Origin of the sequence: Massilia sp. UBA6681, assembly GCF_002454935.1 — a bacterium.
Classification (GTDB): Bacteria; Pseudomonadota; Gammaproteobacteria; order Burkholderiales; family Burkholderiaceae_D; genus Telluria; species Telluria varians.
The window spans coordinates 49,335-67,464 of the sequence record NZ_DKJX01000098.1 but is presented as its reverse complement, the minus strand read 5'-3'; the positions used below and the strand labels follow the sequence as shown (position 1 = coordinate 67,464).

The 18,130-nt window shown below is 64.7% G+C and carries 13 protein-coding genes; 6 read left to right on the top strand and 7 right to left on the bottom strand.

All coding sequences use genetic code 11. The features are described 5' to 3' along the window. Positions 1-152: 152 nt before the first annotated feature. Positions 153-2,930: an XrtA/PEP-CTERM system TPR-repeat protein PrsT gene (gene prsT, locus B2R83_RS18175; RefSeq protein ID WP_292044048.1), complete on the bottom strand. Its 2,778-nt coding sequence runs from the start codon at positions 2,928-2,930 to the stop codon at positions 153-155. A 170-nt stretch (positions 2,931-3,100) separates the two neighbouring features. After that, on the bottom strand, positions 3,101-3,415 hold the full coding sequence (locus B2R83_RS18170; protein WP_036213972.1) for a hypothetical protein: 315 nt from the start codon (positions 3,413-3,415) through the stop codon (positions 3,101-3,103). A 135-nt stretch (positions 3,416-3,550) separates the two neighbouring features. Here B2R83_RS18170 and B2R83_RS18165 point away from each other — a divergent pair, with 135 nt between their 5' ends. Continuing rightward, a complete protein-coding gene (locus B2R83_RS18165) occupies positions 3,551-3,820 on the top strand; it encodes a MoaD/ThiS family protein (RefSeq protein ID WP_292044047.1) in 270 nt (89 codons plus the stop codon). A gap of 2 nt (positions 3,821-3,822) precedes the next feature. Continuing rightward, positions 3,823-4,911, top strand: a complete 1,089-nt coding sequence (locus tag B2R83_RS18160; RefSeq protein ID WP_292044046.1) for a WD40/YVTN/BNR-like repeat-containing protein — start codon at positions 3,823-3,825, stop codon at positions 4,909-4,911. 48 nt (positions 4,912-4,959) lie between these two features. On the opposite strand, the gene icmF is transcribed toward B2R83_RS18160, so the two are convergent. The 3 genes from icmF to B2R83_RS18145 all read right to left on the bottom strand — a co-directional run bounded on the left by icmF (position 4,960) and on the right by B2R83_RS18145 (position 13,137). Beyond that, positions 4,960-8,247 carry a fused isobutyryl-CoA mutase/GTPase IcmF gene (gene icmF / locus B2R83_RS18155; RefSeq protein WP_292044045.1) on the bottom strand — a complete coding sequence of 1,096 codons (3,288 nt, stop codon included), beginning with the start codon at positions 8,245-8,247 and terminating at the stop codon, positions 4,960-4,962. Between the two features lie 215 nt (positions 8,248-8,462). Continuing rightward, positions 8,463-12,020, bottom strand: a complete 3,558-nt coding sequence (locus B2R83_RS18150) for an indolepyruvate ferredoxin oxidoreductase family protein (RefSeq protein ID WP_292044044.1) — start codon at positions 12,018-12,020, stop codon at positions 8,463-8,465. 184 nt (positions 12,021-12,204) lie between these two features. Continuing rightward, the gene (locus B2R83_RS18145; protein ID WP_292044043.1) at positions 12,205-13,137 is read right to left on the bottom strand and encodes a LysR substrate-binding domain-containing protein; all 933 of its coding nucleotides are present in this window, start codon (positions 13,135-13,137) and stop codon (positions 12,205-12,207) included. A gap of 73 nt (positions 13,138-13,210) precedes the next feature. Between B2R83_RS18145 and B2R83_RS18140 the strand changes: the two genes are divergently transcribed. Then, a complete protein-coding gene (locus B2R83_RS18140; protein ID WP_349681062.1) occupies positions 13,211-14,467 on the top strand; it encodes an HD-GYP domain-containing protein in 1,257 nt (418 codons plus the stop codon). Positions 14,468-14,482: 15 nt separating this feature from the next. Here B2R83_RS18140 and B2R83_RS18135 read toward each other — a convergent pair whose 3' ends face one another. Continuing rightward, complete coding sequence (locus B2R83_RS18135; RefSeq protein ID WP_292044041.1) at positions 14,483-15,223, bottom strand: SDR family oxidoreductase; 741 nt, start codon at positions 15,221-15,223, stop codon at positions 14,483-14,485. A 72-nt stretch (positions 15,224-15,295) separates the two neighbouring features. On the opposite strand from B2R83_RS18135, the gene B2R83_RS18130 reads away from it, so the two are divergent. Then, positions 15,296-15,901 (top strand): 2-hydroxychromene-2-carboxylate isomerase, encoded by a 606-nt coding sequence (locus tag B2R83_RS18130; RefSeq protein WP_292044040.1) that lies wholly within the window; start codon positions 15,296-15,298, stop codon positions 15,899-15,901. Here B2R83_RS18130 and B2R83_RS18125 read toward each other — a convergent pair. Continuing rightward, the gene (locus B2R83_RS18125; RefSeq protein ID WP_292044039.1) at positions 15,898-16,935 is read right to left on the bottom strand and encodes a GGDEF domain-containing protein; all 1,038 of its coding nucleotides are present in this window, start codon (positions 16,933-16,935) and stop codon (positions 15,898-15,900) included. The genes B2R83_RS18130 and B2R83_RS18125 overlap by 4 nt on opposite strands. Positions 16,936-17,313: 378 nt before the next feature. Between B2R83_RS18125 and B2R83_RS18120 the strand changes: the two genes are divergently transcribed. Together B2R83_RS18120 and B2R83_RS18115 are read left to right on the top strand one after the other, a co-directional pair. Beyond that, positions 17,314-17,508, top strand: a complete 195-nt coding sequence (locus tag B2R83_RS18120) for a Flp family type IVb pilin (protein ID WP_027864520.1) — start codon at positions 17,314-17,316, stop codon at positions 17,506-17,508. 57 nt (positions 17,509-17,565) lie between these two features. Beyond that, the gene (locus tag B2R83_RS18115) at positions 17,566-18,081 is read left to right on the top strand and encodes an A24 family peptidase (protein WP_292044038.1); all 516 of its coding nucleotides are present in this window, start codon (positions 17,566-17,568) and stop codon (positions 18,079-18,081) included. Positions 18,082-18,130: the final 49 nt, after the last annotated feature.

Below are 18,130 nucleotides of genomic sequence, written 5' to 3'. Positions count from 1 at the left end.
TCAGGAAAGCCCGAGATGGTTGGCGTGCCACGTCCTTGCATCGAGGCGTGGCTTATGTTGAATCTGCCCCGTTTTCCGTCGATCGGGGCGATTCCGCAGCACCACCGGCGCAGCGGAACCGAAACCAGTTTGATATCAATATATTATCAAACTTACAGGGTCTTGAGCAATGCGCGCGCGGCATCAATTTCACTGAAAGGCGCATTCTGGGCGAGCGCCTTGTCGATTTCCTTGCGTGCTCCCTGCTTGTCGCCCGATTTATGCAGGGCAACCGCCAGGTGATAACGGATTTCCGGTGCATTCGGCGCTTTCTCGACAGCCTTCTGCAGCAGTGGCAGTGCGCGCGCGGTGTCTCCCTGTTCCACCAGCAGCCAGCCGAGGGTATCCATTACGCCGGGATGGTTGCCTGCCAGTTTATAGGCTTGTTCGGCCATCGCCAGTGCGCGTGGATCTTTTTCCTGCTGATAGGCCCAGGCCAGGTTATTGAGCACCAGCGGATTGTTCGGCGCCGATTTAATTGCGCGTTCCAGCACTGTAATCGCCGGCTTGTACTCCTTGCTGGCCAGGTTCGATTCCGCCACCAGCAGGGCGACAGGCACGTCGTTCGGATGCTGGTTCAGCCACTGTGTGCCGCGCGCCTTGACCTCCTTGCTTCGGCCCGCCATGCCCAGTGCCTGCAGCGTCTTGGCAAACAGTTCCGATGTCGGCGCCAGCGCGTGCGCCTTTTCGTAGGCGCTTACCGCCTCTGCTGGCTTGCGCTGTGCCAGCATCAGGTCGCCCTCGAGCATAAAGCCGAGGGGAGTCTTGGGATCTACGCGCTGCAACTCGCGCACTACTTGCAAGGCTTCATCGTGGCGGCCGGCGCGGATCGCCATGTCGACCTGAGCAATGCGTGCCGGGACGAAGTTTGGCTGCATCTCGACGGCGCGCTTCAGATGGGAAGCGGCCGATGCTTCATTCTTCATGGCGGCATATACGCTGGCGAGGCGCACCTGGGCTAGAGGTGACTTCGGCATGACGTTCACCAGCTTGCCATAGGTTTCGAGGGCGCCTGCCGTGTCCTTGGTCGCCATCTGCGCCTGGCCCATCATTTCGAGCAGGCCGCCATGCGTCGGGTTGGCGGGTTGCAGCTTGCGCGCCAGGGTCAGGGCCTTCTGCGCCTGATTGGTACGGATGTAGTGCATGCCCAGGTTCAGGGCCGGCGCCACCGCTTCCGGATTGGCGTTGCTGGCCTTCTCGAGCCAGCTCGTGACCTCGTCGGGACGGTTCTGCACCAGGGCCAGTTCGGCCAGCGCCGTCATCGCGTCGACATTGTTCTTGTCCTTCTCCAGCACTTTCAGGAAGCGGCCCTTGGCCGCGTCGGGCTGCTTCGCCTGCATGTCCAGGCGTGCCAGGTTGGCGGTCGCAGGCAGGAAGGCCGGCTGCAGCGCCACCGCCTTGTCCCAGGCGGCGCGTGCGCCCGCGACGTCGCCCTTGGCCAGATAGACCTGGCCTTTCAGGTTCTGCACCTGCGGGCTGTCCGGCTGCTGCTTCTCGAGGCTGGCGACCGCCTGCAAGGCCTTGTCGAACTGTTTCAGGCCCATGTGCGTCTGGATCAGGGCGACATTGGCTTCGGCCGACTTGGGATCGAGCGTAGTGGCCAGTTCCAGTTCCTTCAGGCCACGTGCCTGGTCACCCTGCGCCAGTTTCGAGATGCCGAGCGAGGTGCGCACGCCGGCCGCCTTGGGCGCCAGTTCGGCCGCCTTTTCCAGGTAACCGCTGGCCTTGCTGAAGTCACGCACCTGCATGTAGGACTGGCCGGCCAGGGCCAGCAGCTGCGCATCCTGGGTTCCGTCCTTCAGTGCCGGCGCCAGCGCCGCAGCCGCATCGGCCGGCTGGCTGCTCTTGAGCAGGGTCTGGGCCAGCAACTTGCGCGCATAGACATTGTTCGGATTGCTCTCGAGATACTTGCGCAGGTGCTGTTCAGCCTGATTCACCGCGCCGAGGTTCATCTCGGAGGCACCGGCCAGCAGCAGGGTCGGCATGTGGTCCGGCGCCACTTTCAGGATCTTTTGCAGCGATTCCTGGGCTACGGCATATTTACCTTGCGAGAACTCGTACAGGGCGCGCACGTAGACCACCAACAGGTTGCCCGGCGCCGCTTTCTCGGCGCCTTCCACGGCCAGCTTGGCGGCCGGGAACTTGCCGCGGCCGATTTCGACGTAGGCCTTCTCGATAAAGGCATCGCGGTGGTTCGGCTTGAGCTTGAGGGCTTCGTCATACGCGGCCACGGCCTCGTCGGCCTTGTTGTTCATGCGCAGCATGCTGCCTTGCGCCATCCAGACGTCCGGGTTCTTCAGGTCCTTGGCCAGCGCCTCGGCCAGCAGGCGCTCCGCGCCTGCGCGGTCATCGTTCAGCATCGCATGGCGCGCCAGGCCGAGGTAGGCGCTGCCCAGGTTCGGATCGATGGCCAGCGCGGCCTCGAAGGCGGCCTTGGCTTCGTCCGGCTTGCCGGTCACCAGCAGGGCGTCGCCACGCAGGGACAGCAGCGGCGCCGAGCCTTTGGCCTGGTCGGCAGAAATGTCGTCCAGCAATTCCTTGGCACGGCCCTGCAGCATGTTGGCCTTGCCCAGCAAGGGCAGGACACGGCCGGCCTCGGCGCCGAGGGAACGGGCCTTGCGCAGTTCCTTGTCCGCCGACACGGCGTCGCCCGTTTCCAGGTGCAGCATGCCCAGCTGGATGCGCGCTTCGGCGTCCTCCGGGCTCTTGGCCACCGCGTTCTTCAGCTGGATCATCGCCGCCTTGAGGTCGCCCTTTTGCTGATACTGCTTGGCTTCCGCCAGCAGTGTTTCGGTCGACTGGTTATTGCTGCAGGCGGACAAACCCGCCATCAGGAAGGCGCTGGAAAGAAGTGCGGCGGAAAGCTTGAGCTTGGAGGCGTGGCGCGGCATAGGAATTCCTTGTGGGTTGTCTGGCGTTCGCATGTTGGTGCGAAGAATTAACTCGACAACAATAATACATGATGGAATCCTGTGCCAACGCAACATGGATGATACATTGTTGCAAAATTTTCCTGATTGTTGCTCTCAAAAAATTTACTGTTGGACGGGTGGTACAAGCCCTATTCTGGCGCGTTGCCTTTGCGCAAGCGGCCCAGCAATTCCTCGACGTTGTCGCCCACGGGAAGGCCATGCCGGCGCAGCAATTGAACGTGCAACACCAGGTTTTCGAGCACCAGCTTGGCCGACACCGCCAGCAGGGTCATCAGGCGGTCTTCGGTGCTGAAGTTTTCCATGGCGGCCGCCATTTCGCACAGGTGGCTGGCCACCAGGGTGCGCAGCTCGTCTTCAGGAAAAGGGAGGTCGGCGAAGTCGATCGGATCTTCCTGTTCGACTTCGGCCATCAGGGCGGCAAGTTGCTCGGGCTGGATCGGCATACATGAACTCCATGGATGGTTGTCCAGTCCATTCTAGGCCAGCCGCGGATGCAGGACCCACGGAATTGGACAGATGCGGCGCCGGCCAGGCAGGCATAGAATGACATTTCACATAAGAAATGATGGGCGCAGGCGATGGCACGGCTGTTCTTCACCCAGCAACTGGCGCGCTTTACCAGCGTGCCCCAGATCGAGACCTCGGCAGGCGCACTGCGCGCCGCCCTGGAAGATGCCTTCGCCATCAATCCGCTGCTGCGCGGCTACGTGCTCGACGACCAGGGCCGGCTGCGCGCCAACGTGACTATCTTTATCGACGGCCGGCGCTGCCATGATCCGGCGCGCCTGGACGACCCCTTGCAGCCTGGCAGCCAGGTCTACGTGCTGCAGGCCCTTTCCGGAGGCTGAACATGAGCGAGCGTGCTTACCTGTCGACCCGCAAGGGCCTGTTCGAACTGCGCAAGGAAGAGGGCCGCTGGGACTTCGGTCCGGTCCATTTCCTGGGCGAGCCGGTGTCGATGGCGCTGCCGGACCCGCGCGACGGCAGCCTGTATGCGGCCCTGAACCTGGGCCATTTCGGGGTCAAGCTGCACCGCCGCCGCGGAGGCAGCGAGACGTGGACCGAGCTGCCCGCACCAAGCTACCCGCCCAAGCCGGAGGATAGCGAAGACAAGACCGACTGGAACAACCGCATGATCTGGGCGCTGGAGGCGGGCCATGCCGGCCAGCCCGGCCTGCTGTGGGCGGGCACGCTGCCCGGCGGCCTGTTCGTCTCGCGCGACCATGGCGACACCTGGCAACTGGTGCGCCCGCTGTGGGACGTGCCGCAGCGCGCCAACTGGTTCGGGGGCGGTTACGACGTGCCCGGCATCCACAGCATCAGCGTCGACCCGCGCGACGCCGGGCAGCTGCTGGTCGGCGTCTCCTGCGGCGGCGCCTGGCGCAGCGAGGACGGCGGCGCCAGCTGGAGCGTCAGTTCGACCGGCATGCGCGCCGACTACATGCCGCCCGAGATGAACGAGAACGAGGAAATCCAGGATCCGCACCGCATCGTGCGCTGTCCCGGCCAGCCGGACGTGCTCTGGTGCCAGCACCACAACGGCATGTGGCGCTCGCAGGATGGCGGACGGCGCTGGCAGGAGATCACGGCGGCGCCGCTATCGCGCTTCGGCTTCGCGGTGGCGGCCCACCCGACCGACGGCAATACCGCCTGGTTCGTGCCGCTGGAGGCGGACCAGCGCCGCATCCCGGCCGGCGCCGCCATGGCGGTGCTGCGCACACGCGACGGCGGCAAGAGCTTCGAGGTGCTGCGCCACGGCCTGCCGCAGGAGCATTGCTACGACCTGGTGTACCGCCACGGGCTGGCAGTGAGCAGCGACGGCCATACCCTCCTGATGGGGTCGACGACGGGCGGGGTGTGGATCTCGGAAAACGGCGGCGACAGCTGGCGGACCTTGTCCACCACGCTGCCGCCGGTGTATGCGGTGAGTTTCGCTTGATACCAACGCTCACCGTGCGCCGCCCACGGGCGTGGGCGGCGAAGGGTCTTACATATTGCGGCGATACTGCCCGCCCACTTCGAACAGCGCGGTCGTGATCTGGCCCAGCGAGCAGACGCGCACGGCGTCCATCAGCTTGGCGAACACATTCTCGTTGTCGATCGCGGCCTGCTGCAGCGCGGCCAGGGCGCTAGGGGCCTTGTCGGCATTGCGAGCGTGGAAGGCTTCCAGGCGAGTCAGCTGCGACTGCTTTTCGTCGTCGGTCGAACGCGCCAGCTCGATCGTCGCCGGGGCGCCGGCGCCGTTCGGGTTGCGGAAGGTGTTCACGCCGATGATCGGCAGCGAGCCGTCGTGCTTCTTGTGCTCGTACAGCATCGACTCTTCCTGGATCTTGCCGCGCTGGTAGCCGGTTTCCATCGCGCCCAGCACGCCGCCGCGCTCGGCGATGCGCTCGAACTCCTGCATCACCTGCTCTTCGACCAGGTCGGTCAGCTCGTCGATGATGAACGCGCCCTGGTTCGGGTTCTCGTTCTTCGCCAGGCCCCATTCGCGGTTGATGATCAGCTGGATCGCCAGTGCGCGGCGGACCGATTCGTCGGTCGGGGTGGTGATCGCTTCGTCATACGCATTGGTGTGCAGCGAGTTGCAGTTGTCGTAGATCGCGATCAGCGCCTGCAGCGTGGTGCGGATGTCGTTGAAGTCGATCTCCTGCGCGTGCAGCGAGCGGCCCGAGGTCTGGATGTGGTACTTCAGCTTCTGGCTGCGCTCGTTGGCACCGTACTTGTCGCGCATCGCGACCGCCCAGATGCGGCGCGCCACGCGGCCCAGCACCGTGTATTCCGGGTCCATGCCGTTCGAGAAGAAGAAGGACAGGTTCGGCGCGAAATCGTCGATGTGCATGCCGCGCGCGAGATACGCTTCGACAAACGTGAAACCGTTCGACAGCGTGAAGGCCAGCTGCGAGATCGGGTTCGCGCCCGCTTCGGCGATGTGGTAGCCCGAGATCGACACCGAGTAGAAATTGCGCACCTGGTGGTGGACGAAGTATTCCTGGATGTCGCCCATCACCTTCAGCGAGAACTCGGTCGAGAAGATGCAGGTGTTCTGGCCCTGGTCTTCCTTCAGGATGTCGGCCTGCACGGTGCCGCGCACGTTCATCAGGACCCAGTCCTTGATCTTCTGCGCTTCGTCGTCGGTCGGCTGGCGATGGTTGTCCGCCACGAACTTGTCGATCTGCTGGTCGATGGCGGTGTTCATGAACATCGCCAGGATGGTCGGGGCCGGGCCGTTGATGGTCATCGAGACCGAGGTCGACGGGCTGCACAGGTCGAAGCCGTCATACAGCACCTTCATGTCGTCCAGGGTCGCGATCGACACGCCCGAGTTGCCGACCTTGCCGTAGATGTCCGGACGCAGCGCGGGGTCGGCGCCGTACAGGGTCACCGAGTCGAAGGCGGTCGACAGGCGCTTGGCGTCCATGCCGGTCGAGACCAGCTTGAAGCGCTTGTTGGTGCGGAAGGCGTCGCCTTCGCCCGCAAACATGCGGGTCGGGTCTTCGCCTTCGCGCTTGAAGGCGAACACGCCGGCGGTGTAGGGGAAGGAGCCCGGCACGTTTTCCAGCATCAGGAAGCGCAGGACTTCGCCGTGGTCTTCGAACTTCGGCAGCGCGACCTTGCGGATCGGGTTGCCCGACAGGGTCTTGGCTACCAGCCGGGTACGGATTTCCTTGTCGCGGATTTTGACGACGTAGTCGTCGCCCGCATAGGCGGCCTGCATGTCCGGCCACATGGCCAGCAGCTTCTTGGCGCTGCCTTCCATGGCGTTGTCACGCTCGGTGATCAGGTCGTCCAGGACTACCTCACGATTGGCGGCAGCCAGCATGCGCTTGGTTTCGCTCAGCTGCTGGCGCTCGCGCGCCAGTTGCACCTGCTTCTTGACGTTGCGGTGATAGCCGCGCACGGTATCGGCGATCTCGGCCAGGTAACGGGCGCGCGCCGGCGGGACGATCACGTTCTTGCCGCTCGAGTATTTTTGCGATGGCGCGGCCAGGCGGCTTGCCTCCACCTGCAGTCCCAGCTCGGCCAGTTTCGGCAGCAGGCCGTGGTACAGGGCGGTGACGCCATCGTCGTTGAAGCGCGATGCCTGGGTGCCGTACACCGGCATCTCGTCCGGCTGGCGGCTCCACAGTTCGCGGTTGCGCTGGTACTGTTTGGAGACGTCGCGCAGCGCGTCCTGGGCGCCCTTGCGGTCGAATTTATTAATGGCGATGAAGTCGGCGAAGTCGAGCATGTCGATCTTCTCGAGCTGCGAGGCGGCGCCGAATTCCGGGGTCATCACATACATCGAAGTGTCGACGTGCGGCACGATGGCGGCGTCGCCCTGGCCGATGCCCGAGGTCTCGACGATCACCAGGTCGAAGCCGGTCACCTTGCAGGCGGCGATCACGCTAGGGAGCGCTTGCGAGATCTCGGAACCGGCTTCGCGGGTAGCGAGCGAGCGCATGAACACGCGCGCCTGGCCGTTCCAGGGATTGATCGCGTTCATGCGGATGCGGTCGCCCAGCAGGGCGCCGCCCGACTTGCGGCGCGACGGGTCGATCGAGATGACGGCGATGTTCAGGCGGTCGCCCTGGTCCAGGCGGATGCGGCGGATCAGTTCATCGGTCAGCGAGGATTTGCCCGCGCCGCCGGTGCCGGTGATGCCGAGGACCGGCGCCTTGACGCTGTCGGCGGCTTCGACGATCTGCTTGCGCAGGCCTTCGTCGGCCTTGCCGTTCTCCAGCGCGGTGATCAGCTGGGCCAGCGGGCGATGGCGCGCGGCGATGTCGCCCTGTTGCAAGGCGTCGATCGAGGTCGGGGCGTAGGACGACAGGTCGACGTCGCAGCTTTCCAGCATCGAGCGGATCATGCCGACCAGGCCCATGCGCTGGCCGTCTTCCGGGCTGAAGATGCGGGTGACGCCATAGGCGTGCAGTTCTTCGATCTCGCTCGGGACGATCACGCCGCCGCCGCCGCCGAACACCTTGATGTGGGCGCCGCCGCGCTGGCGCAGCAGGTCGATCATGTACTTGAAGTATTCGACGTGGCCGCCCTGGTAGCTCGAAATGGCGATGCCTTGCACGTCTTCGGCCAGGGCCGCGGTGACGACTTCGTCGACCGAGCGGTTGTGGCCGAGGTGGATCACTTCGGCGCCATTCGACTGCAGGATGCGGCGCATGATGTTGATCGAGGCGTCATGGCCGTCGAACAGCGAGGCGGCGGTGACGAAACGCACCTTGTTGGCCAGCTTCGGCTGCTCCGGCAGGTCGAGTTTCGCGGCGGGGGTGATGTCGTTCATTGGATTGGGTCCTTGGGAGTTCGGGAGGACAGGGGTATCTCGGTACGGTATATGACGTTAACGTTAACGTCAAGAAGGCTACGTGTCTATGAACGTCGTTCCGGCGAAGGCCGGAACCCAAGTTTGTTGCGAGCCAATCAAATGATTGTGGATCGCGGCGAAGAAATTGGATCCCGGCCTGCGCCGGGATGACGTTGTTTAGCGTTAGTGCTTATTCACGCAGCACGGCGTTTGACGTTGCCGGAGAGCAGCTCAGCCTTGCGCGCACGGAACTCGGCCACGGCCTTTTCCTTCACGTGGCCGAAACCGCGGATCTGCTCGGGCAGCGAAGCCAGTTCGATCGCTTCGAGATAATTCGAAGCGTCGAGCCTGGCGACCAGCGCTTCCACCATCTCGCGGTATTCCACGATCAGTGCACGCTCCATCTTGCGCTCCGCGGTCTTGCCGAAGACGTCGAAGGCGCCGCCGCGCAGGCCTTTCATTTTGGCCAGCAGCTTGAAGGCGCCGAACATCCAGGAGCCGTACTGCGCCTTGACCATGTGGCCCTTGGCGTCCTTCTTGGCAAACATCGGCGGCGCCAGGTTGAACTTCAGGGAGAAGTCGCCTTCGAACTGGGTCTTGAGCTGCTCGACGAAGCGGCCGTCGGTGTACAGGCGCGCCACTTCATACTCGTCCTTGTAGGCCATCAGCTTGGCGTAGCTCTTCGCCACCGCCATCGACAGCTTGTTGCCCAGGCCTTGCGCCGATTCGGCCGCGCGCACGCGCTCCACCAGGTTCTTGTAGACCTCCGCATAAGCGGCGTCCTGGTAGCCGGTCAGGTGCTCGACGCGCTTCTTGATGACGCTGTCCAGGCTTTGCGGCATCTGCACCACGATGGCTTGCGCGGGAATCGCCTGCTTCTCGACGCGCTTGACGTCCACCGCTGCGCGGCGGCCCCACAGGAAGCTCATCTTATTGGACGCGACGGCCACGCCGTTCAGCTCGATCGCGCGCAGCAGGGCGGCTTCAGTCAAGGGGATGCGGCCCTTCTGCCACGCGTAACCCATCAGGAACAGGTTCGTCGCGATCGAGTCGCCCATCAGCGCGGTCGCCAGCTTGGTCGCATCGACGAAGTCGACACCCGACTCCCCGCCTACGGCTTCCAGGATCAGGGAGCGCACGTCGCCGGACGGGAATTCCCAGTCGCGCTGCTGGGCAAAGGTGCCGGTCGGCTGCTCGTGCAGGTTGACGATGGCCAGGGTGCGGCCCTGGCGCATCTTGGAGACCGCATCGGCGGCGCCCGTGGTCAGGATGTCGCAGCCGAGGATCAGGTCCGCTTCGCCGGTGGCGATGCGCTGGGCGCGCAGGCGGTCCGGGGTGGCGGCGATCTTGACGTGGGACGTGACGGAACCGTTCTTCTGGCTCATGCCGGTCATGTCCAGCACCGACGCGCCCTTGCCTTCCAGGTGGGCGGCCATGCCCATCAGCGCGCCGACGGTGATCACGCCGGTGCCGCCGATGCCGTTGATCAGGATGTTGTACGGATGCTCGACGCTCGGCAGCGCCGGCTCGGGCAGAGCGCCCCAGCCGACTTCGCTGCCGCTCTTCGACACGCCGGTCTTGCTCTTCTTGAGCGTGCCGCCTTCGACGGTGACGAAGCTCGGGCAGAAGCCTTTCGCGCACGAGTAGTCCTTGTTGCACGAGGACTGGTCGATCTGGCGCTTGCGGCCGAATTCCGTTTCCTTCGGCAGGATCGAGACGCAGTTCGACTGGATGCCGCAATCGCCGCAGCCTTCGCACACGGCCTCGTTGATCACCATGCGCTGGTTCGGATCCGGGAACTCGTTTTTCTTGCGGCGGCGGCGCTTCTCGGCGGCGCAGGTCTGGTCGTAGATGATGACCGTGACGCCCGGCAGTTCGCGCAGCTCGCGCTGGACATCGTCCATGTGCTTGCGGTCGTGCAGAGTGACCATGGCCGGCAGGTTCGAGCGGTCGGCATAGCGCGACAGGTCTTCGGTCACCAGCGCGATGCGTTTCACCCCCTCGGCCGCCATCTGCTGGGCGATGTACGGCACCGATGTCGTGCCGTCGACCGGCTGGCCGCCGGTCATGGCGACCGCGTCGTTGTACAGGATTTTATAAGTGATGTTGACCTTGGCCGACACCGCCGCGCGGATCGCCAGGTAGCCCGAGTGGAAATAGGTGCCGTCGCCCAGGTTCTGGAACACGTGCGGCACCTTGGAGAACGCGGCCTGGCCGATCCAGGGCGTGCCTTCGCCGCCCATGTGGGTGGTCAGCTTGTTCATCTCCGGGTAGATCGAGGTCGCCATGACGTGGCAGCCGATGCCGGCCAGCGCGAAGGAACCGTCCGGCACCTTGGTCGAGGTGTTGTGCGGGCAGCCGGAGCAGTAGAAGGCCGGGCGGAAGGGCGTGGTGATCGCCTTCTGCAGCACGGCGTCCTTGGCTTCGAGGAAGGCCAGGCGCGCTCGGATCAAATCGCGGGTGGTGTCATCGGAGACCAGGCGCGCGATACGGCCGGCGATCACGCGCGCCACCTGCGCCACCGAGAAGTCGGCTTTCGGCGGCAGCAGCCAGTCGCCGCGCGGCGCGACCCATTCGCCCTTGTCGTCGAACTTGCCGACGATGTGCGGGCGGACGTCGTCGCGCCAGTTGTACAGCTGTTCCTTGAGCTGGTACTCGACGACCTGGCGCTTCTCTTCGACCACCAGGATCTCTTCCAGCCCCTGCGCGAATTCGCGCACGCCCTCCGGCTCCAGCGGCCAGATCATCGCCACCTTGTACAGGCGCAGGCCGACCTTCTCGGCCATCGCTTCGTCGATGCCCAGTTCTTCCAGCGCTTCCAGCACGTCCAGGTAGGACTTGCCCGAGGCGATGATGCCCAGCTTGGCGTTGGGGCTGTCGATGGTGGTGCGATTGAGCTTGTTTTCTCTGGCGTAGGCCAGGGCCGCGTAGATCTTGTAGTCCTGCATCAGCGCTTCCTGGGCGCGCGCCTGCTGGCCCAGCGGGACCGACGACAGCCTGGTATTCAGTCCGCCTTCCGGCATCGTGAAGTCTTTCGGATACTTGACCTCGACGCGGAAGGGGTTGGCGTCGACCGAGGCGCTCGATTCGACTGTGTCGGCCAGCGCCTTGAAGGCCACCGCGCAGCCAGAGTAGCGCGACATGGCCCAGCCATGCACGCCGAGGTCCAGGTATTCCTGCACGTTGCAGGGGTAGAGCACCGGGATCATGCAGGCCGAGAAGATGTGGTCGGACTGGTGCGGCAGGGTCGAGGAGTAGGCGCCATGGTCGTCGCCGGCCACCAGCAGCACGCCGCCGTGCTTGCTTGTTCCGGCATGGTTCATGTGCTTGAAGACGTCGCCGCAGCGGTCCACGCCCGGGCCTTTGCCGTACCACATGGCGAACACGCCATCGTATTTGCTTGGTCCGATCAGGTCGACGGTCTGGGTGCCCCAGACGGCGGTGGCGGCCAGGTCTTCGTTCACGCCGGGGACGAACTGTACGTGGCTGGCTTCCAGGTGGCCCTTGGCCTTCCACAGGGTCTCGTCAAGGCCGCCGAGCGGCGAGCCGCGGTAGCCGGACACGAAGCCGGCGGTGTTCAGGCCGGCGGCGGCATCGCGCTCGCGCTGCATCATCGGCAGGCGCACCAGGGCCTGGATACCGGACAGGAAGATGTTGCCGGTCCTGGCGGTGTATTTGTCGTCGAGGGTAACGGTGGTCAGGCGGGACGAATAGTCCGGCGTCGCCGCTTGTGGCGTGACGGTATCAGGCATGGGTGTCTCCAGAATCGTGAATCGGGTGTTCCGGGCTGGCTGCCGGGTAGGCAGGGCGGATGGAACGGGGTCGCGGTAGCGACAAGGCGTGCTAAGGCACTTTTATTCGCGTGGAGTGTAGGGACTTCGACCCGCCAGGGCCAATAGGGAATGCGGATGGGGGTATAAGTAAATCTGATGACCGTTATGCGACCAGCCGCGCGCCTGGCCAGGCGCCGCGTTCACACAGGTCTTCGGTCACTTCGCGCACCAGTTTCGCGATCGCCGCTGAGGCATTCGTCAGCGGGATATTCCGTGAGGCGCACAGGGTCACGCGGCGCGTCACCGCCGGCTCGCCCACCGGCCAGGCGGCCATCGCGCCGCGTTCGATGTCGGCCAGCAGCGGCGCGACCGGCAGCAGGGTAGCGCCCAGGTCGGCCAGCAGGGCGGAGCGCAGAATGGCGAGCGAATTGATTTCGAGGACAGTGCCGAGCGCCAGGCCGGCGCCTTGCGCCGCCTGCTCGACCAGCGGCCGCACGCCGTGCTGGCGCGCCGGCAGGATCAGGGTGCTGGCCAGGGCCTCGCGCAGGCTCAGCCTGTCCACCGTCGGTGCGAAGTGCGAGCCGGCCCGGCAGATGAACATCAGGTCTTCCTCGACCAGCGCGGTGGCGGTGAATTGCCCGGCCGGGACGACCTCGAACAGCACCGCCAGGTTCAGGCGGCCCGACTTGAGCTGTTCGGTGAGGCTGCCCGAGATTTCCTCGGTCAGTTGCAGGGTGATTTCCGGATACCTGGCCCGGGTGGCCTTCAGGAGCGGCAGCGCCAGCGCGCCCGAAATACTGTGCGGCAGGCCGAGCGACACGCTGCCCGAAGGCCGCGTGGTCGACTGCACCACCGCCGAACGGGCATCGGCCACCTGCTTGAGGATGGCCTGCGCGTGTTCATAGAAGATCTTGCCGGCGTCGGTGCTGACGACGCCATGGGCCGAGCGGTGCAGCAGCTGCGCGCCCAGTTCCTCTTCGAGCTGGCGCAGCTGCTGGGTCAAGGCCGGCTGCGCCACGTGCAGGACCAGCGCGGCGCGCGATAGCGAGCCGTGATCGACAATGGCGACGAAATACCGGAGTTGACGAAGTTCCATCCTGCAGTGTTGTGTCCAGCAAGCAACAAATAATGATTGTCTGTAACAAAATTGTTATACTGCCCCGCGGCCAATGGGCGCCGACATTATTACAGAGCAGAGTAGCGACATGTTGAAAAAGGTGGATGCATCGCAGCTGAGGATTGGTATGTATATCCACGATCTCGATTGCGGCTGGATGGACCATCCGTTCGTGCGCGCCCGTTTCGAGCTCACCACGGACGAAGAAATCTACAAGATCCGCAATGCCAAGATCCGCGCTGTCGTCATCGACTGCAGCAAGGGCCTCGACGTGGACGACGCGCCGACCCTGGCGCAGGCCGACGCCGCCACCGAAGCGGAAGTGACGGCGATCGCCGCCGCGCCGCGGATCGTCACCCGCGTGTCCCTGGGTGAAGAGCTGCAGCGTGCCGTGCATATCCGCAAGCAGGCCGCCGGCCTGGTGCGCACCGTGATGGCCGACGCCCGCCTCGGCAAGGCCGTCGAGCTGGACAAGGTGGGGCCGGTCGTGGAGAGCGTGACCGAATCGATCCTGCGCAATTCCGGCGCGCTGCTGGGCCTCCTGCGCATCAAGAACAAGGACGACTACACCTTCCTGCATTCGGTCAGCGTCTGCGCGCTGCTGGTCGCGTTCTGCCGTTCGCGCAAGATGGACGAGGACACGATCTACCAGGCCGGCCTGGGCGGCCTGTTGCACGACACCGGCAAGGCGCTGGTGCCGGACAGCATCCTGAACAAGCAGGGCCGCCTGACCGACGAGGAATTCGACATCATCAAGCGCCACCCGCGCGACGGCTACGACATCCTGGCCAAGACCCCGGAGATCGGCCCGATCCCGCTCGACATCACGCTGCATCACCACGAGCGGCGCGACGGCAGCGGCTATCCGGACAAGCAGGGCGAAGGCAGCATCAGCGAACTGGCGCAGATGGCGGCGATCGTCGACGTCTACGACGCCATCACCTCGGACCGCTGCTACCACAAGGGCATGTCGGCGGCCGAAGCGCTGCGCAAGATCTACGAGTGGAGCAAGTTCCACTTCAACCCCACGCTGGTCCAGGAGTTCATGCGCTGTGTCGGCATCTACCCGGTCGGCACCCTGGTGCTGCTCGAATCCGGCCGCCTGGGCGTGGTAATCGAGCCGCACGAAACCAGCCTGCTGACGCCGAAGGTCAACGTGTTCTTCAGCACCAAGAGCCAAGGCTACATCAAGCCGCAGACCCTCGACCTGTCCAAGCAGCTCGGCTTCGGCGGCGGCGACAAGATCCTGCGCCACGAGTCGGCCGAGAAGTGGAACGTCAATCCGCTGCAGTTCATGAACATCGCCTGAGCTCCAGGCCGCGCCTCACAAGCCGCCCGCGCAGCGCAAGGTCGTCCCGGTGACGTAGGACGCGGCGGGCGACAGCATCCACAGCACCGCTTCCGCGATCTCGTCGGGCGTGGCCAGGCGCCCCATCGGGATGGCCGGCGCCACGCGCTCCGGCCGGCCCGGCTCGCCGGCCGCCGCATGGATGCCGGTCAGCGTCGAACCGGGCGCCACCGCGCACACACGGATACCCTCCGGCGCCATCTCGCGCGCCAGTCCCAGCGTGAAGCTCTCGACCGCCGCCTTGCTGGCGGCGTAGTGCACGTACTCGCGAGGGCTGCCGGTGCTGGCCGCGATCGAGGACAGGTTGACGATCACCCCGCGCGTGCCATGGCGCCGGAAGGCGTCGATCGCCGCGCGGCAGCAGTGCATGGTGCCGTACACGTTGGTGCGGAATACCGCTTCGATGGTGGCGGGATCGGTATCCATGAAGCGCGCGATGCGCCCCGTGATGCCGGCATTGTTGACCAGCGCCGCAGGCGGTCCGAGTTCCTGCTCGGTGCGCGCGAACAGCTGCGCCACTTCCGCTTCGGCCGCGACGTCGGCCTGGATCGCGGCAGCCTGCCCGCCATCGGCGCGGATCGCCGCCACCAGCGCCTGCGCCGCCGCTTCGTCATGACGGTAGTTGACCGCCACCGCATGGCCGCCGGCGGCCGCCTGCCTGGCGATGGCGGCGCCGATGCCGCGCCCGGCGCCTGTCACGATCAGTACCTTGCTCATCCCGACACTCCTGTTGTGGTGGCAGGCAACTGCCTGCATACTCCTCACACTATACAAGCGAGGAAGGCGGCCATGCACCCACCCATCGAGTTCTGGTTCGAGTTCGGCAGCAACTACAGCTACCTGTCGGCCATGCGCATCGAGGCGCTCGCACGTAGCGCCTCCGTGCCGCTGCACTGGAAGCCCTTCCTGCTCGGGCCGATCTTCCGTGAACTCGGCTGGCAAAGCTCGCCCTTCGCGGAGCAGAAGGAGAAAGGCGAGTACGTCTGGCGCGACATGGCGCGCCGCGCCGCGAAATACGGAATTCCTTTTACGCGTCCCTCGGCCTTCCCGCGCCGGGCCCTGCTGCCGATGCGGGTCGCGCTGCTCGGCGCGCAGCAAGCCTGGATGGGCGAATACTGCCGCCGCATCATGCTGCGCAACTGGTCCGAGGATGCCGACATCGACGATGCCGGCGCCGTGCTGGCGGCGCTGGAGGGGCTGGTCGCCGAGCCGGAAGCGGTGCTGCGCGAGGCGGAAGGGGAGGCCAACAAGGCGGCACTGCGCGCGCAGACCGCGGCCGCACGCCGCTTGGGGCTCTTCGGTGCGCCTACCTTCATCGTGCAGGGCGAGCTGTTCTGGGGCGATGACCGCCTGGAAGACGCTCTTGAATTCGCGCAGGCCCGGCAGGCGCCCTAGAAGAACTCGGCGGTGTCGTTGGTGGCGACGGTCTGCAGCAGGCCGTTCGCCACCAGTTCCTCGTAATGGCAGGCGCGGTTGCGGCCGTTGGCCTTGGCGAAGTACAGGGCCTGGTCCGCGTGGCCCAGGGTCACGACCGGCGAATCGGTGGCGCTGATGCTGGTGAAGCCGACGCTCACGGTGACGCGGCCTACCTGGGGGAATACGTGCGCCTCGACGTTGGTGCGGAAGCGGTCGATGATCTTGCGGGCATTCTCGAGCGTGGTCGAACGCAGCAGCACCACGAACTCTTCGCCGCCGAAGCGGAACACGCGGTCCTGCGAACGGAACGAGGACTGCAGCAGGTTCGCGACGAGGATTAGCACTTCGTCGCCGTACAGGTGGCCGAAGCGGTCGTTCACCATCTTGAAATGGTCGACGTCGACCACGGCCAGCCACTGCTTTTCCTCGGCCCCGTGCTGGCGCCGTTCCAGCTGGCCCGGCACCAGGGGTTCGGTGTCGCCGCTGTGCAGCATGCGCGCCAGCTGGTCGTCGAAGGTCTTGCGGTTCAGTAGTCCGGTGAGCGAGTCGCGCTCGCTGTAGTCGAGCAGGTTCTGGAAATTGCGGTAGACGCCGACGATTCCGCTGATCGTATGGATCGATTCGGCGGTGAAGCCTTGTGCGTGCACGATCTCGAGGCAGGTATCGGCCTTGTCGCCGAACCAGATCGGCAGCCACAGGCGGCGCAGGCCGTCGCGGCCCAGGCCTTCGGCACGCGAATCATGATGTTCGAGGCAGTGCGCCAGTTCGGGAAAGGCCGAGAGCGGCTCGCCCGGGCTGCCGCTATCGTGCTGCTCTTCCGGGCAGGCGACGCCGCCGGCGCGGATGCAGGCGCGCGAACGCACGAATCTCTGCCCGCAGACCGTCGTGATGGTCAAGACCCGGGTCTGCAGCGCGCCCGCCAGTTCCTGTACCGCCGAAATCACGGAGATGTCGAGCATCGTGTGATCGCGGTGGCCAGTCATGTCCACCATGTGTCGCAGCAGGGAATCCATGTCGGTTTTTTTCAGAAACGCAGAGAAACTGAGTCAAGCAAGAGCACGGCCGGGTTGGTAGTACGGCTGCCGCTTTTTTAGGCGGGCAAGAGGGACAGCATAAAGCGTTTTTGTATTGTAGGCAACTATTCTTAACAATATTTATCTTTTTAATGCCCGGAAGGTAATGCTTGGTGGCCGTCTGCTTGTGCACGCGCAAGTCCATGCAGAAACACGAATTTCCACATGGCAAGCTTGCCCGACGTCAACTTGCCGTGCGGCACTATTCGGTACAGTGAACTCACTGACAGACGCAGTCGAAAGCAGCAAAAGACGGGGCCCCGTCTGTCAGTAAGACCCAGTAGTAGATGTTCCATCAACCATCACAAGGAGTTCATCATGAGCACCATTACCTCCGCCATCAAAACCTTCATTGCCGATGAAAACGGGGTGACGGCCATCGAATACGGCCTGATCGCTGCACTGGTCGGCATTGCGTTGGCAGGGGCTGCCGAGGCTCTCGGCGCTGATATTACCGCGCTGTTCAACAAGATTGGCGAAGAGCTGAACCCGACTCCGCCTGCAGGCCCTTAATATCGCTAACGCCTCCGGTGCCATTCGGCCCCGGGGGTTTTTTTTTGTGAGACGATCATGGTTGTCGCACCTTACCTCGACATACTGCTCCTGCTGCTCGTAGCCGTCGCTGCGATCAACGACCTCGCAAGCCGACGTATTCCGAATCTCCTGCTGCTGACAGGCCTTATCGCCGCCTTGTCCCTTCACGCAGTATCACCGCAGCCCGGCGCAGCCTTGCTGGCCTGTTTCGGTGGTGCCGCCGTCGGACTGCTGGTTTTTCTTCCTTTCTACCTGATGCGCGGCATGGCCGCCGGCGACGTCAAGATGATGGCCACGGTAGGCGCCTTCACCGGTCCGGCGGCTGCCTTGCACATCGCGATCTTCGCCTGGTGCGCCGGTGGTGTGATGGCCCTGGCCTTCATCCTTTTCCAGGGCCGCTTGCGGCTGGCGCTGACCAACGTCTGGAGCATGGTGCGCCAGGCTGCCTTGCGTCTTCCCATCACAAGAATGGAGGCGCAGCCGAGCGCCGGTTCGATACCTTACGGCGTCGCGATTGCCGCCGGGACGATCTACTTCCTGATGAGCCGTTAAGCCCTGTTTTTGGTGTTCCCGCTTCCTTGCCGGAAGTCAAACGGGGAGG

Coding starts and splice junctions, on each gene's coding strand:
- prsT (WP_292044048.1), bottom strand. CDS start 2,930: ATGCCGCGCCACGCCTCCAAGCTCAAGCTTTCCGCCGCACTTCTTTCC.
- B2R83_RS18170 (WP_036213972.1), bottom strand. CDS start 3,415: ATGCCGATCCAGCCCGAGCAACTTGCCGCCCTGATGGCCGAAGTCGAA.
- B2R83_RS18165 (WP_292044047.1), top strand. CDS start 3,551: ATGGCACGGCTGTTCTTCACCCAGCAACTGGCGCGCTTTACCAGCGTG.
- B2R83_RS18160 (WP_292044046.1), top strand. CDS start 3,823: ATGAGCGAGCGTGCTTACCTGTCGACCCGCAAGGGCCTGTTCGAACTG.
- icmF (WP_292044045.1), bottom strand. CDS start 8,247: ATGAACGACATCACCCCCGCCGCGAAACTCGACCTGCCGGAGCAGCCG.
- B2R83_RS18150 (WP_292044044.1), bottom strand. CDS start 12,020: ATGCCTGATACCGTCACGCCACAAGCGGCGACGCCGGACTATTCGTCC.
- B2R83_RS18145 (WP_292044043.1), bottom strand. CDS start 13,137: ATGGAACTTCGTCAACTCCGGTATTTCGTCGCCATTGTCGATCACGGC.
- B2R83_RS18140 (WP_349681062.1), top strand. CDS start 13,211: ATGGGCGCCGACATTATTACAGAGCAGAGTAGCGACATGTTGAAAAAG.
- B2R83_RS18135 (WP_292044041.1), bottom strand. CDS start 15,223: ATGAGCAAGGTACTGATCGTGACAGGCGCCGGGCGCGGCATCGGCGCC.
- B2R83_RS18130 (WP_292044040.1), top strand. CDS start 15,296: ATGCACCCACCCATCGAGTTCTGGTTCGAGTTCGGCAGCAACTACAGC.
- B2R83_RS18125 (WP_292044039.1), bottom strand. CDS start 16,935: ATGGATTCCCTGCTGCGACACATGGTGGACATGACTGGCCACCGCGAT.
- B2R83_RS18120 (WP_027864520.1), top strand. CDS start 17,314: ATGAGCACCATTACCTCCGCCATCAAAACCTTCATTGCCGATGAAAAC.
- B2R83_RS18115 (WP_292044038.1), top strand. CDS start 17,566: ATGGTTGTCGCACCTTACCTCGACATACTGCTCCTGCTGCTCGTAGCC.